The sequence below is a fragment of the Luteibacter sp. UNC138MFCol5.1 genome (assembly GCF_900110505.1).
In the GTDB taxonomy this organism is placed as follows: domain Bacteria; phylum Pseudomonadota; class Gammaproteobacteria; order Xanthomonadales; family Rhodanobacteraceae; genus Luteibacter.
Window position 1 is genome coordinate 361,358 of sequence record NZ_FODZ01000003.1, and the last position, 14,616, is coordinate 375,973.

11 protein-coding genes and 3 tRNA genes are annotated in these 14,616 nt (G+C 65.9%); 2 read left to right on the plus strand and 12 right to left on the minus strand.

What is annotated here, in order from left to right:
* Positions 1–15: 15 nt before the first annotated feature.
* From fabV to soxR, 10 genes are all read right to left on the minus strand, one after another.
* Positions 16–1,233 carry an enoyl-ACP reductase FabV gene (gene fabV, locus BMY69_RS10075; protein ID WP_090178431.1) on the minus strand — a complete coding sequence of 406 codons (1,218 nt, stop codon included), beginning with the start codon at positions 1,231–1,233 and terminating at the stop codon, positions 16–18.
* Between the two features lie 117 nt (positions 1,234–1,350).
* Positions 1,351–3,261: a SurA N-terminal domain-containing protein gene (locus tag BMY69_RS10080; RefSeq protein WP_090177685.1), complete on the minus strand. Its 1,911-nt coding sequence runs from the start codon at positions 3,259–3,261 to the stop codon at positions 1,351–1,353.
* An 84-nt stretch (positions 3,262–3,345) separates the two neighbouring features.
* Positions 3,346–3,422, minus strand: a tRNA-Asp gene (locus tag BMY69_RS10085).
* 9 nt (positions 3,423–3,431) lie between these two features.
* Positions 3,432–3,506: transfer RNA gene (locus BMY69_RS10090), tRNA-Val, on the minus strand.
* Positions 3,507–3,522: 16 nt separating this feature from the next.
* Entirely contained in the window at positions 3,523–3,795 is a 273-nt protein-coding gene (locus BMY69_RS10095; RefSeq protein WP_090054255.1) for an HU family DNA-binding protein, read from the minus strand.
* A 342-nt stretch (positions 3,796–4,137) separates the two neighbouring features.
* On the minus strand, positions 4,138–6,645 hold the full coding sequence (lon, locus tag BMY69_RS10100) for an endopeptidase La (RefSeq protein WP_090177688.1): 2,508 nt from the start codon (positions 6,643–6,645) through the stop codon (positions 4,138–4,140).
* A gap of 183 nt (positions 6,646–6,828) precedes the next feature.
* Positions 6,829–8,124, minus strand: coding sequence for an ATP-dependent Clp protease ATP-binding subunit ClpX (clpX, locus tag BMY69_RS10105; protein WP_090054259.1), 1,296 nt, complete (start codon positions 8,122–8,124; stop codon positions 6,829–6,831).
* A 103-nt stretch (positions 8,125–8,227) separates the two neighbouring features.
* The gene (clpP, locus tag BMY69_RS10110) at positions 8,228–8,860 is read right to left on the minus strand and encodes an ATP-dependent Clp endopeptidase proteolytic subunit ClpP (RefSeq protein ID WP_090054261.1); all 633 of its coding nucleotides are present in this window, start codon (positions 8,858–8,860) and stop codon (positions 8,228–8,230) included.
* A gap of 47 nt (positions 8,861–8,907) precedes the next feature.
* Positions 8,908–10,200 carry a trigger factor gene (tig, locus tag BMY69_RS10115; protein ID WP_090054263.1) on the minus strand — a complete coding sequence of 431 codons (1,293 nt, stop codon included), beginning with the start codon at positions 10,198–10,200 and terminating at the stop codon, positions 8,908–8,910.
* Between the two features lie 177 nt (positions 10,201–10,377).
* The gene (gene soxR, locus BMY69_RS10120; RefSeq protein ID WP_090177692.1) at positions 10,378–10,812 is read right to left on the minus strand and encodes a redox-sensitive transcriptional activator SoxR; all 435 of its coding nucleotides are present in this window, start codon (positions 10,810–10,812) and stop codon (positions 10,378–10,380) included.
* 92 nt (positions 10,813–10,904) lie between these two features.
* Between soxR and BMY69_RS10125 the strand changes: the two genes are divergently transcribed.
* Positions 10,905–12,284 (plus strand): MFS transporter, encoded by a 1,380-nt coding sequence (locus tag BMY69_RS10125; RefSeq protein ID WP_090177695.1) that lies wholly within the window; start codon positions 10,905–10,907, stop codon positions 12,282–12,284.
* A 203-nt stretch (positions 12,285–12,487) separates the two neighbouring features.
* A complete protein-coding gene (locus BMY69_RS10130) occupies positions 12,488–12,706 on the plus strand; it encodes a hypothetical protein (RefSeq protein ID WP_139206063.1) in 219 nt (72 codons plus the stop codon).
* A 4-nt stretch (positions 12,707–12,710) separates the two neighbouring features.
* On the opposite strand, the gene BMY69_RS10135 is transcribed toward BMY69_RS10130, so the two are convergent.
* Positions 12,711–12,795: transfer RNA gene (locus BMY69_RS10135), tRNA-Leu, on the minus strand.
* Positions 12,796–12,855: 60 nt separating this feature from the next.
* Entirely contained in the window at positions 12,856–14,523 is a 1,668-nt protein-coding gene (locus BMY69_RS10140) for a phosphoethanolamine transferase (RefSeq protein WP_090177697.1), read from the minus strand.
* Positions 14,524–14,616: the final 93 nt, after the last annotated feature.

The following is a 14,616-nucleotide window of genomic DNA, read 5'->3' on the forward strand; positions in this document are numbered from 1 at the left end:
GACGCGGTCGCCGTCTCAGAGCTGCACCACGTCCCACTGCACGTCGGCGCTCACGTCCGCGTCGTAATCGACGCCGGACGCCTCGAAGCCGAACAGCTTGATGAAATCGTGCTTGTAACCGGCGTAGTCGGTCACGTCCCAGAGATTCGCGGTGGTGACGGTCGGCCAGAGCGCCTTGCACTCGCCCTGCACGTCGTCGCGCAGTTCCCAGTCATCGAGGCGCAGGCGGCCTTCGGCGTCGGTCTCGGCCTTCGCGCCATCGGCGCGGTAGAGGCGATCGTGGAACAGGCGGTTGATCTGCTCGATCGTGCCCTCGTGGATGCCCTTCGCCTTCATGATCTTGAACACCATGGAGACGTAGAGCGGGATCACCGGAATCGCCGAGCTCGCCTGCGTCACGACGGACTTCATAACGCCGACGTACGAACGCAGCCCCTTGTGACGCTCGCCGAGCTCCTTCGCGGTGCGATCGAGGTGCTGCTTCGCCTGGCCGAGCGTGCCGTGCCAGTAGATGGGCCACGTGATCGACGTGCCGACGTAGCTGTAGGCGATGGTCGTCGCGTTCTCGGCGAGCACGCCCGCCTCGGCCAGCGCGTCGATCCACATCGCCCAGTCTTCGCCACCCATCACGGTGACGGTATCCTTGACCTCCTGCTCCGTCGCCGGCTCGACGGTGGCCTGCACGACTTCGTTCTTGTTCGTGTCCACCGAGGACGCCGTGAACGTGTCGCCCATGGTCTTGAGCGCCGAGCGCACCACCGTGCCGGGCTCACCCATCTTCGTGCCTTCCGGCAGCTTGCGCACCGGCGAGGCGAGCGAATACACGACGAGATCGACCTTACCGCCCATTTCCTCGCGGATGATCTCGATCGCCTTCGCGCGCGTCTCGTTCGCGAACGCGTCGCCGTTGATCGACTTCGCGAAGAGACCCGCCTTGCGTGCGGCCTTGTCGAACGCGTAGGCGTTGTACCAGCCGGCCGTGCCGGTCTTGGCCTCGCTCGAGGGCTTCTCGAAGAACACGCCGAGCGTGGCGGCACCATGACCGAACGCGGCGGTGATGCGCGAGGCCAGGCCGTAGCCGGTCGAGGCGCCGATCACGAGCACATTCTTCGGACCGGCGGCGAACGTGCCGCTGGCCTTCGTGATGGCGATCTGTTCTTCGACGTTCTTCGCGCAGCCGACCGGATGAGCGGTGGTGCAGATGAAGCCACGAACCTTGGGCTGGATGATCACGGGTTGTCCCTTCGACGCAATGAAGGGCCCATTGTAATAAAGGTCGTGGGCCATGCGCTTCCGCATGGAGCACGGGACGACCCGCATGAAAAAACCCCTCCGGAGAGGGGTTTCTTGTTACATGCGGTCCTGGGCGATCTTTATCTCGGTACGCTTCTTGAGCGCCTCGATGTATTCGAGCGTGGCGGCCTGGGCCATCGCGTCCATCATCTGGCCGCGGAGCGCGTCGCGCTGCGCCTTCTCGACCTTCGACGGATCGCCGTCCACGACCTTGTTCACGGCGACCAGCGCGTAGGTGCCGTTGCCGGTCTGGACGGTCGTCCAGGCGGGCTTCCCGTCGACCGGATGCGGCAGCGTGAAGGCCTGCTGCAGGATCGCCGGCGACACGTCGGTGATCGACGCGAGCTTGCTGCGATCGAGACCGGCCAGCGTGCGCACCGGCGCCTTGGCCAGCGCGGCCACATCGCCACCCTTGGCGAGCTGCGCGGCGATGTCCTCGGCCTGCTTCTTCGCCTGCGCGTCGACGCGCTCGTCGAGGATGCGCTGGCGAACGGCGTCCTTCACATCGGCCAGGGCCTTCGGCGCGGCGGCGTTGTGCTTCGCCAGATGCATCACCACCGCGTCGCCCTTGCCGAGCTGCACGAGCGAGGAGTTGTTGCCCTGCGCGAGCACGTCGTCCTGGAACGCGGCCAGCGCGAACTTCGGATCCGACGGGATGCCCTCGCCGCCCTCGCGACCGAACAGCGGCGAGGTCTTGATCTCGAGACCGAGCTCCTTCGCGGCCGGCTCCAGCGAGCCCGGATTGCGCTCCGTGAGATCGGCGAGCTGACCGGCGCGCTCGTTGTACAGACGCTCGCCCTCGTTCTTCGCCCAGTCGGACGCGAGCTGGCCGCGCACTTCGGCGAACGGCTTCGCATCACCCTCGCGGGCGTCGCGCAGCCAGATGATGTGGTAGCCCTCTTCCGGCGACAGGACGGGTTCCTTCGTGACTTCGCCCTTCTTCATGCCGAACAGCGCGGTATCGAACGCCGCGTTCGCGACGCCCTTCTCGAGCCAGCCGAGGTCGCCACCCGTGCGCTTCGAACCCAGGTCGTCCGAGTTTTCCGCGGCGAGCCTGGCGAAGTTTTCCGGCGTCGCTTCGGCGGCGATCTTCTTCGCCTTGTCGAGCGCGGCCTTCTGCTGCTCCGGCGTGGCGTTCTTGGGCACGTTGACGAGGATGTGCGACGCCTCGCGCTGCTCGGGCTGCGCGTAGCGCTGCTTGAACTTGTCGTAATAGGCGTGCAGCTGCTCGTCGGTGGGTTCACCGACCTTGAGGTCGGCCTGCTTCACTTCGAGGTACTGCACCGAGACCTGCTCAGGCGTCGTGTAGTCGGCGATATGCGACTTGTAGAACGCGTCGATGTCGGCATCGGACACCGTGGCGTCCGTCAGCGAGGGACGCGGCAGTTCGACGAAGCTCAGGTCGCGCTGCTGGAGACGGAGGCGGAAGAACGCGTCGACGTCGGCATCGCTGACCAGCGTGGTATTCGAAATCGCCTCGGGAATGAGCTGCGTCGCGAGCGACGCGCGCACCTTCTGCTCGTACATGCCCGGGCTCATGCCCTGCATCGAGAGGATGGCGCGATAGGCCTCGGGGCTGAACTGGCCGTTGACCTGGAAACCCGGATCGCTGCCGATCGCGCTGCGCACGCTGGCATCGGCGACCGTGAGGCCGAGGTCGACGTTCGCCTGCTGCAGCAGCTGCTGGCTGATCATGCCGTCGAGCACGCGCTGCTTCAGTTCCGGCTTTTCGAGATCCGCCGCCGTGAACGGCGACTGCGGATTCTGCGCCGCCTGCTGGCGCAGCTCGTTCATGCGATTCTGCCAGTCCTGCTGCGAGATCTCGTGATCGCCTACCTTCGCCACGTACGTGTCGACGTGCGAGACGAAATACGACTCGATGCCGAAGAACGCGACGGCAAACACGCAGACACCGAGGACGATGGCGGCAGGCCATCCATGGATCTTGTTGCGCAGGGCTTGCAGCATGATGCGACTCGCGATGGTTGCACCGGTAACCCTTACCGGCGATCGATAAAACAAAGGCGCCACGCGGGCGCCTTTGTGGATGACTGGCGGAGTGGACGGGACTCGAACCCGCGACCTCCGGCGTGACAGGCCAGCATTCTAACCGACTGAACTACCACTCCACTTTCCGTTGGTGGGTGCTGAGGGGATCGAACCCCCGACCAGCGCCGTGTAAAGGCGACGCTCTACCGCTGAGCTAAGCACCCCCGACGGCAAGACGGATTAGTTTACGTGATCCTTGAGCGCCTTGCCAGCGGTGAAGGCCGGGACCTTCGACGCCGGGATCTTGATCTCTTCGTTCGTGCGCGGGTTGCGGCCGGTGCGCGCGGCGCGGCTGCGCAGCTTGAAGGTACCGAAGCCGACGAGGGCAACGTCTTCGCCCTTCTTCAGAGTCTCGGACACCACCTTGATCAGGGCATCGAGCGCCTTGCCGGCGTCAGCCTTCGAGAGCTCTGCCATTTCTGCGATGGCGGCGGTCAGGTCGGTCTTATTCATTACGTAACTCCCTTCATAGGTAATTCGAAGCGCCGGTCGGCGATTCATGGCGAAGACGTCAGGTCGCAGGTGCCGCGCCGATTCGGCATGGCGAATGCAACCCCGCGATCCAGCGCGCCCTTGCGGCGCGGGCGAAGGCGGAGCCGACTTTATACCAGCGCCCTCCCCCCATCGCAATACAAGGAATACCAAGGCTTTCAGGCCATATGCATGGTCTTTGGAGGCTTGCGCGCGACATCGAAAAGGATTATCGCGGCGTGTCGATGACAGGACGACGAAAACGAAAAGGGCGCACTTGCGTGCGCCCTTGTTCGTGACACGAAACGATGCGGTGTCGTTACGTCAATGCGTCAGCGACGGCGATGCCTTGCCCTTGCCACGCTTGCCCTGCGTGCGCGGCACGTCGACCTTCTCGCCGCCGTTGCCGGTCTTCGCCTGCCCGATCGGGCGCTCCAGCGCGAGATCGAGTACCTCGTCGATCCACTTCACCGCGTGGATGTCGAGCGAGCCGGTGATGTTTTCCGGCAGGTCGACCAGATCCTTGCGATTCTCCTCAGGGATGATCACCGTGGTGATGCCGCCGCGATGCGCCGCCAGCAGCTTCTCCTTCAGGCCACCGATGGGCAGCACGCGACCGCGCAAGGTGATCTCGCCCGTCATCGCGACCTCGGATCGCACCGGCACCTTCGTCAGGGCCGACACGAGCGCCGTGCACATCGCGATACCCGCGCTCGGACCGTCCTTCGGCGTCGCACCCTCCGGCACGTGGATGTGGATGTCGAGCTTCTCGTGGAAGTCCGGCTCGATGCCCAGACCCGCGGCGCGCGCGCGAACGACGCTGAGCGCGGCCTGGATCGATTCCTTCATCACGTCGCCCAGCTGGCCCGTGTGGACCAGGCGACCCTTGCCCGGCACCACGGAAGCCTCGATGCTCAACAGATCGCCGCCGACCTGCGTCCAGGCGAGGCCGGTGACGAGACCGACTTCGTTCTGCTGCTCCGCGCGACCGAAGTCGAAGCGGCGCACGCCCAGGTAATGATCGAGGTTGCCGCCGTCGACGTGCACGTGGTCGGGCGCGAGCGCCTTGCCCTTCGCCGCCTTCGCCGGCTTCTTCACCTTGGCCTTCGCCTGCGCGGGCACCGTGCCCAGCGCGATCTCCTTCACCACCTTACGGCAGATCTTCGAGATTTCGCGCTCGAGGTTGCGGACGCCCGACTCGCGCGTGTAGTAACGCACGATGTCGCGCAGCGCGTCTTCGCCCACCACCAGCTCGTCGGCCTTCAGACCGTTGGCCTTCAGCTGCTTCGGCAACAGGTACTTCTGCGCGATGTTGAGCTTCTCGTCCTCGGTGTAACCGGGGATGCGGATGACTTCCATGCGATCGAGCAGCGGACCCGGAATGTTCAGCGAGTTCGCGGTGGCGATCCACATCACTTCCGAAAGGTCGAGGTCGACTTCGAGGTAGTGGTCGTTGAACGCGTTGTTCTGCTCCGGATCGAGCACCTCGAGCAACGCCGACGACGGGTCGCCGCGGAAATCCATCGACATCTTGTCGATCTCGTCCAGCACGAACAGCGGGTTCTTGCTGCCGACCTTGTTGAGGTTCTGCACGATGCGACCCGGCATCGAACCGATGTAGGTGCGGCGATGACCGCGAATCTCGGCCTCGTCGCGCACGCCACCCAGGCTCATGCGGACGAACTTGCGGTTCGTCGCCTTCGCGATCGACTGGCCGAGCGACGTCTTGCCTACGCCGGGCGGACCGACGAGGCACAGGATCGGGCCCTTCATCGTGTTCACGCGCTGCTGGACCGCGAGGTATTCGAGGATGCGCTCCTTGACCTTCTCGAGCCCGAAGTGATCGGCGTCGAGGGTTTCCTGCGCGAGCGCGAGGTCCTTGCGCACCTTCGTGCGCTTCTTCCACGGCACGCCCACCACCCAGTCGAGGTAGTTGCGCACCACCGTGGCCTCGGCGGACATCGGCGACATCTGCTTGAGCTTGTTGAACTCCTGGCGCGCCTTCGCGAGCACGGCCTTGGGCATGCCGGCGCCGTCGATCTTCTTCTGGAGTTCCTCGATCTCGTTCGCGCCCTCCTCGCCCTCACCCAGTTCCTTCTGGATAGCCTTCATCTGCTCGTTGAGGTAGTACTCGCGCTGGCTCTTCTCCATCTGCGACTTCACGCGGCCGCGGATGCGCTTCTCGACCTGCTGCAGGTCCATCTCGCCGTCGACCAGACCGATGAGGAGCTCGAGGCGCTGACCGACGTCCGCGGTTTCGAGCACGCGCTGCTTGTCGGCCATGCGGACCGAAAGATGGGCGGCGATCGAGTCGGCCAGGCGCGACGGATCGTCGATGCCCGAGAGCGTCGCCAGGATCTCCGGCGGCAGCTTGCGGCTCTGCTTGACCAGCTGTTCGAACAGCGAGACGAGCGAACGCGACACGACGTCGAGCTCGCGCTCGTTGTTGCTGTAGATCGGCTCGATGACGTGCGCGCGGCCGCTCATCATGCCGGCCTCGTCTTCGAACGCGTCGATCTGCACGCGCGACTGCCCTTCGACGAGCACCTTCACGGTGCCGTCCGGCAGCTTCAGCAGCTGCAGCACGCCCGCGAGCGTGCCGACGTTGTGCAGGTCGGCGATGGCCGGATCGTCGATGTCGGGGCTCTTCTGCGCGACGAGCAGGATCTGCCGTTCGCCTTCCATCGCGCGTTCGAGCGCGCGCATGGACTTGTCGCGCCCGACGAACAACGGGATGACCATGTGCGGATAGACGACGACATCGCGCAAGGGCAGGACCGGCAACAGGTCCAGCTCGGATCCGCTCGTGGTTTGGCTGCGATTCTTCGCCATGTTCTTGGGGTTTCCCTCGGATGGATGGGGCTCGCCCCGACACTGCGCCGGAGCCGCCATACACGTCAAGTGGTGGTTCGCGAAGGAACGATCAAGGGAGACGCGAGAGCGCCCTCGCAAAGAAAAACGGCCCCGGCGCCGAGTGGACGCCGGGGCCGCCATAAGGGGCCTTGGACGACGCGATCAGGCCGCGTCGCCACCCTCGCCCGCGATGCGCTGCTGCTGCAGGTTGCCGCGGTAGATAAGGTAAGGCTCAGCCTGACCGTCGATCACGGCGTCGTCGACCACGACCTTGCTGACATGCTCCAGCGAGGGCAGTTCGAACATCGTGTCGAGCAGCACCTGCTCCAGGATCGTGCGCAGGCCGCGCGCGCCGGTCTTGCGCTTGAGCGCGCGACGGGCGATGGCGGACAACGCTTCCGGACGGAACTCCAGCTCGGCGCCTTCCATGTCGAAGAGCTTGCGGAACTGCTTGGTGACCGCGTTCTTCGGCTCGGTGAGGATCTGCACCAGGGCGGCCTCGTCGAGCTCGTCGAGCGTGGCGACCACCGGCAGGCGGCCGACGAACTCCGGAATCAGGCCGAAACGGACCAGATCGGCCGGCTCGACTTCCGAAAGCGTCTTGCCGACGTTCTCCGTGCGCTCCTTCGAGCGGACTTCGGCCTTGAAGCCGATGCCCGTGGTCTCCGAACGCTGCTGGATCACCTTGTCGAGGCCCGCGAACGCGCCGCCGCAGATGAACAGGATGTTGCGCGTGTCGACCTGCAGGAATTCCTGCTGCGGGTGCTTGCGACCGCCCTGCGGCGGCACGGAAGCCAGCGTGCCTTCGATCAGCTTCAGAAGCGCCTGCTGCACGCCTTCGCCGGACACGTCGCGGGTGATCGACGGGTTCTCGCTCTTGCGCGAGATCTTGTCGATTTCATCGATGTAGACGATACCGCTCTGCGCCTTTTCGACGTCGTAGTCGCACTTCTGCAGAAGCTTCTGGATGATGTTCTCGACATCCTCGCCCACGTAACCGGCTTCGGTCAGCGTGGTGGCATCCGCGATCGTGAACGGCACGTTGAGCAGGCGCGCCAGCGTCTCGGCCAGCAGCGTCTTGCCCGAACCGGTCGGACCGATCAGGAGGATGTTGGACTTGCCGAGTTCGACCTCGTCGTTCTTCTGGCGCGATTCCATGCGCTTGTAGTGGTTGTAGACCGCGACGGAGAGCGCCTTCTTGGCGCGCGTCTGGCCGACCACGTACTGATCGAGGGCTTCCATGATCTCGCGCGGCTTCGGAAGGTGCGTGCGACCGGAGGCCGCCTTTTCTTCCAGTTCCTCGCGGATGATGTCGTTGCACAGTTCAACGCACTCATCGCAGATGAACACGCTGGGGCCTGCGATCAGCTTTCGCACTTCATGCTGGCTCTTGCCGCAGAAAGAGCAGTAAAGAATCTTGCCGCCGTCGTTGGAACGGCTCTGCCGCTCGTCGCTCATGCTTTGGGCCCTACTGAGAATCCAGGTGCGCTTTGAGAATAGCACAGCGCTCCGCCCCGGGAATGAGGGGCGAAGTGCCGGTTTTCACAAGCGAAAAGTACAATCAAGCTGAACGGACGGTATCGACCAGACGCTTGTCGAGCACCGAGTCGATCAGGCCATAGGCCTGGGCTTCCGCGCCGCTCATGAAGCGGTCGCGCTCGGTGTCGCGGGCGATCTCTTCCACCGTCTTGCCGCTGTGGTGGGCGAGGATCGCGTTGAGACGCTCACGCATGGTGAGGATCTCGCGCGCGTGGATCTCGATGTCCGTCGCCTGGCCGGAGATACCGCCCGCCCACGGCTGATGGATCATGATGCGCGAATGCGGCAGCGAGTAACGCTTGCCGGCCGCGCCCGCGGCGAGCAGGAGCGCGCCCATCGAGGCCGCCTGGCCGATGCACATCGTGCTGACGTCCGGCTTCACGAACTGCATCGTGTCGTAGATCGCCATGCCCGCGGTGACGGAACCACCGGGGCTGTTGATGTACAGGCTGATGTCCTTGTCCGGGTTCTCCGACTCGAGGAACAGCAGCTGGGCGACGATCACATTGGCCATGTAATCGTCGACCGGGCCGACGGCGAAGATCACGCGCTCCTTGAGGAGGCGCGAGTAGATATCGTACGAACGCTCGCCGCGCGAGGTCTGTTCGACGACGATGGGCACCAGGTTGAGGTTCTGGATCGGAGCCATGGACATGGGGTCTCTCCTTCGTGTGGGGCCCGGTTATTGCCAGCGAACGGCGCTCAGGCGCCGATCGGCCGCATCACTTCGTCGAAGCTCAGGTTCTGGTCCGTGGTCTTGGCGTTGTCGGCCACCCACTCCGCCACCTGGTCTTCCATCACGCGGTTCTGCAGTCCCTGCATCAGTTGGGGGTCGCTGTTATACAGTTCAATGACCTTTTCCGGCTCTTCATAGGTGGAGGCAATCGCCGCCAGCATGTCGCCGGTGCGCTTGCGGTCCAGACGGAGCTCGTTCTTGCGGGCGATCTCGCCCATCAGGAGCGCGGCGATCACGCGCTTGCGCGCGAACGGCAGGGCCTCGGCCACCATCTCCGGCGACGGCTGCTGGCCGCGCGGGAGGTTGCCGGCGGCAAGGCTCTGGGCCTCGGCGTTGGCCATGAGTTCCGGCACGTCGAGATCCGGGAAGGCGCCGGCCAGCTTTTCGGCCACTTCGGACTTCAGGCGGGCCATCACCGTCGCCTTGAGCTCGCGCTCGAGGTTGGCGCGGACTTCCTTGCGGAAGGTCTCGATGTCGCCGTCGGCGACACCGAACATCTTCACGAAGTCGGCGTCGACGGCCGGCAGGTTCGGCTCCTGCACCTTCACGATCTTCAGCGTGACCTTCGCGGTCTTGCCGGCGAGGTCCGGGTTGCGGAAGTCTTCCGGGAAGGCGACGTCCTGGACCAGGTCGTCACCCGCGGTGCGGCCGGTCAGGGCGTCGTCGAGCGCCTTGAACAGGGTGCCCGAACCCAGCACGCTGCCGGCGCGCTCGAGGCCTTCGGCCGGGAAGCGGTAGTCGCCCGCCTCGGCGGAGTATTCGAACATCACGAAATCGCCTTCCTTCGAGGCGCGGCTGACTTCGTCGAAGCTGCGACGCTGCGTGCGCAGGGTCTCGATCATCTTGTCGATGTCGGCGTCGGTCACTTCGGCCTTCGGACGGGAGATCTCCAGGGCGGCGACGTCGATCGCCGGGAATTCCGGCATCACCTCGAAGGTGGCCGTGTAGGCGATCTCGCCGTTCTCGGCGTTGCCCGTGGTGTCGACGGACGGGTTGGCGATCGGCTGGAGCTTTTCCTGCGTGAAGGCCTCGCGCAGCGTGCTGCCGATCAGGTCCGACAGCGCCTCGCCACGGACCTGCGCGCCGAAGCGCTGCTTGATCACGTTGGTGGGCACCTTGCCCGGACGGAAGCCCTTCAGGCGCACCGTGCGGCCCATTTCCGCGATGCGCTCGCTGACCTGCGTCTCCAGACGCTCAGCCGGGAACTTCACCGTGAGCTTGCGCCCGAGCTTGCCGACATTCTCAACCGAAACCTGCATGACCTCTCCTGAAACCACCACGGACGTGGCGCGATGGCGACCATCCGTCGCCGTAACCGAACACAAGGGTTCCACCGCATGGGCCGGGGCGATGGCCGCGACCTGCCTCCCGGCGGTGAAAAACCCCGCAAATGACTGCCCATTCTACGTTTTGCCTTCACGCCGCCGCAACCTGCCTCAACCGGGTGCCAGGCGCCTCGGACCGGCCCCTTCGGCTGCCAGCCGATCTTCCGGATTGGCGAGGGCGCAGGCCTTGAGGGACAGGCAGCCGCAGCCGATGCAACCAGTCAGCCGGTCCTTCAGTTCGGTCAGCTGGGCGATCCGATCTTCGAGCTCCGCGCGCCAGGCGGCGGACATCGTGGCCCAGTCCTCCACCGAGGGCGTACGCTGGTCCGGCAGGCACGCGAGCGCCTGCCGGACCGATTCCAGCGGCATGCCGACGCGTTGGGCGACCCGGATGACCGCGATCCGGCGGAGCACGTCCGCCGCGTAGCGTCGCTGGTTCCCGGCCGTCCTGAGACTGCGGATCAACCCCTTGCGCTCATAGAAGTGGAGAGCGGACACCGCAACCCCGGCGCGCTTCGCCACCTCGCCGACGCTGAATTCCCGCATTGCTTGACCTCAACATTAGTTTAGGTCGCATGGTGCCCCCTCGGGTGCCCGTGGGCAACCGTGCGAGACTCCCCCTCCCCCAAGGAACCCGAATGAACGTGGGCACGTCCGATCCAGACCTCCTCGCCAACGCCGGTGCCGCGCGCGCTCCGGGCATCCTCTCGCCTCCCTACCGGGCCGCGACGGTCGGCATGGTCGCGCTGATCTCCCTGATCGCCTTCGAGGCGCTGGCGGTGACGACGGCCATGCCGACCGTCGCCCGTGAGCTCGACGGCCTGCGCGCCTACGCGCTCGCGTTCGGCGGCGTCCTCGCGACGAGCGTGATCGGCATGACCCTGTCCGGCCGCTGGAGCGACAGGAAGGGGCCGGCACCCGCGATGTGGACGGGGTTGGCTGGCTTCGTGATCGGGCTGCTCATCGCCGGCTTCGCCCGCGACATGCCGACGCTGCTCATCGGTCGGCTGGTCCAGGGACTCGGCGCCGGCTGCCTCTCGCCCGCGCTGTACGTCATCGTCGGGCGCCTTTATCCGGACGCACTGCGGCCGAAGGTCTTCGCAGCCTTCTCCGCGGGATGGGTCGTCCCTGCCCTGATCGGTCCTGCCGTCAGCGGCGCGATCGTCGAGCACGTCGGCTGGCGCTGGGTATTCCTGGGCGTGCCGCTTCTCGCGGTGCCGGCCGCGGTCGCCCTGCGCGGTGCGCTGCGATCGCTCGCGTCCCCGGAGGGCGCGGCCGCGGACGCACCCGGCCGCATGGGTTACTCGATCGGGGCGGCGGTCGGCGCCTGCCTCCTCTTCGTCGCGGGCCAGGAGCAAGGGTGGCGCGTCGCGGCCATTCTCTTGCCGGCCCTGGCCCTGCTCCTTTTCTGCGGCCGCCGTCTTCTGCCGGCCGGTACGCTTCGCGCCGCGCGCGGGCTTCCCGCCGTCGTCGCGCTGCGAGGTGTCGCCGCCTCCGCGTTCTTCGGCACGGAGGCCTTCCTGCCCCTCGCGTTCTCGACCCAGCACGGCCTCTCGCCGATGTGGGCGGGCGTCGCGATCAGCGTCGGCGCGATCGGCTGGTTCTCCGGCTCCTGGTACCAGGGGCACTACGCGAAGGTATCGCGGCGAACGCTGCTCTTGCGCGGCACGGCGCTCATGGTGATCGGCAGCACGATCGCCGCGCTCTGCACGTTCGCGTGGATGCCGGTGATCGCCTCCGTCGCGGGCTGGCTGCTGACCGGTCTCGGCATGGGCATGCTCTACGGCACCGTCGCGGTGCTCGCGCTGTCGATATCGGAGGAACACGAACAGGGCAGGAATAGTTCGGCGTTGCAGCTGTGCGAATCGCTGATGGTCGCGACCACGCTCGCCATCGGCGGCTCGTTGTTCGCCGCGCTGCTCGCGACATCGCACACCGCGGCCTTCGCCGCGAACTTCGCGATCACCGTGCTGCTCGCGGTGCTCGGCACCGTGGTGGCGCGGCGCGCGGTGACCTGAGCGCCGTCGACCTCGGGCCCGCGTGTTTCGCGATGGTGCTCCAGAACCAAGGATGCCCCTGACTCCGAATCAACACACATGCGCACACACATGCCAGGGCGGCATGGCATCGGACCGACAGCCTTGCATCGCTAAACTAGCGCGCCACGCAGTTTGCCTGCGGTGCAACCGCTGGAAAGGGTTGGTAGGCTAGGAGCGAACACATGGAAGAGACACGAGCAATGAATGCCGACGACATCGACGAGATCCGCGCGAACATTTCGAAGACCATGGCCGAGACGATGAAAATCGGCGCCGAAACCGCGAAGATCCAGGCAGAGTCCCGTTACTACCCGGTCGTCGCCTTCGGCGCGATCATCGTCAGCGCCGTCGGCGCCGCCACCGCCATCATCGTCAAGCTTTTCTTTTACGCGGATTCGTAAGGGATGGTGCGAGAGGCGGGACTCGAACCCGCACGGGTTGCCCCGTCAGAACCTAAATCTGGTGCGTCTACCAATTCCGCCACTCTCGCGCGCCGCGTCATTCTAGGCGCGTGGGCCGCACCGGTCCACTGCGCCGGCCGGCGGGAGCGTCAGGCCCGGCAACCCGCCAGAAGATCCAGATCCGGCTTGTAGAGCGTCGTCCTCACGTCGAAGAAGCCCAGCAACGTGTGGAACAGATTGTCCTGGCTCGCGGGCTGGGTGCGGCGCTGCTCCATGCAGTCCAGGCGCACGCCGCTGTCGCGCGCCCAGCCGGGAGAAAGCCACATCAGCATCGGCACATGCTTCTGCTGGCTGGGCGCCGTGTCCCAGTCCGCGCCGTGCAGGTAGATGTCGTGCTCGCCGAGCGATTCGCCGTGGTCGGAGAGGTACATCATCGCGCTGTCGACGTCGGGCACCGCCTCGAGGGTGTCCACGACGCGCCCGAGGATGTGATCCGTGTAGAGGATCGTGTTGTCGTAGCTCGCCACCGCCTGCGCGTACGTGCAGGTCTGGACCTCGCCCGTATCGCAGCCCGGGCCGAACACATTGAACGCCGCCGGATAGCGCTGGAAGTAGTCCGGACCATGACTGCCCTTCAGGTGCAGCACCAGCAGTGCCGGCGAGCGCATGCGGGCGAGGCGTTCCGGAAGGTCGGTCAAGAGGACATCGTCGAAGCAGCCCTCGGCGTCGCACAGGCCCGCGACCCTGGCGTTGGTGAGGTCGTCGTTCGGTACGCGAGCGCAGACGTCCTTGCAGCCTTCGTCGTTGTCGCGCCAGAAGACGTCGACGCCGGCGTGCTGGAGCACGTCCAGCGCGTTCCAGTGCGATTTGGCGACGGGCTTGTCGAATCTTGCGCGCGTCATGTCCGAGAACATGCAGGGCACCGAGATCGTCGTCGCCGTGCCGCACGACCAGGTATCGCTGAAATAAATGGCGCCGGCGCGCTTCATCTCCGGATTCGTCTCGCGCCCATATCCCTGCAGCGACTGATTCTCCGCCCTCGCCGTCTCGCCCACCACGAGCACGACGACGCGCTTGCGGTCGTTCGTCGTCGGCGCGAGCGTCGCGTCGGTGCCGATCGGCGTCATGCTGCGCTTCGGACGGAAGACGTCGCGCTGCAGGTAATGAAAGGTGCCGCTGAGCGCCGCATACGGATTGAACACTTCATACAACGCGCGATGGTTGCGCTCGAAGTACACGTAGTTGCGGCCGGCCAGCATCGACGGCACCACCATCAGCAACGCGGCGCCGAACACGATGGCGGCGCGCTGACCGAGGCTGCGCCACATCGACGGGAAACGCACCGGCACGAGGAGGACGAGCACCGCCGGCAGCACGCCGAACGCGAGCATCCAGCCGACGGAGCCGAACGTGACCAGCGCGAGCGCTTCCGCGCGCTGCGTCTCGAAGATGCTCTGGATGATTTCTTCGTTGAGGTGCACGCCGAACGCGTCGGCGTAGTAAGCGCTCGCAGCCGCGACGAGGATGAGCAACGCGAGGATGGGCTTGCCGATGCGCGGCCACGTCACCAGGGCGAGGGTCAGCACCAGGTTGCCGACGAGCCGACAGCAAACGGTCACACTCAGCAGCCAGAATCCTGGGGTGCCGCGCGATGCGGTCAGCGCGTCATGGACCTGCGTCCACAGCTCCCGGTTGAGCACCGTGAGGATGTAGAGGGCCACGATGGCCCCGAGCGCCCAGGCGGGCACGCCGCGCCGCGCGGCGCGCATACGGCTTCGCCCTGCCGACAGGACGGGCGAATGGGTGTGGATCGACATCGGGCAACTCGTTCGCCCGGCGCGTTCGCGGGCAGGTCAAAGGCGTGGAATAAAGGGGCCATCATGGGCTCGCACGCCTTTCCGGGAACTGTC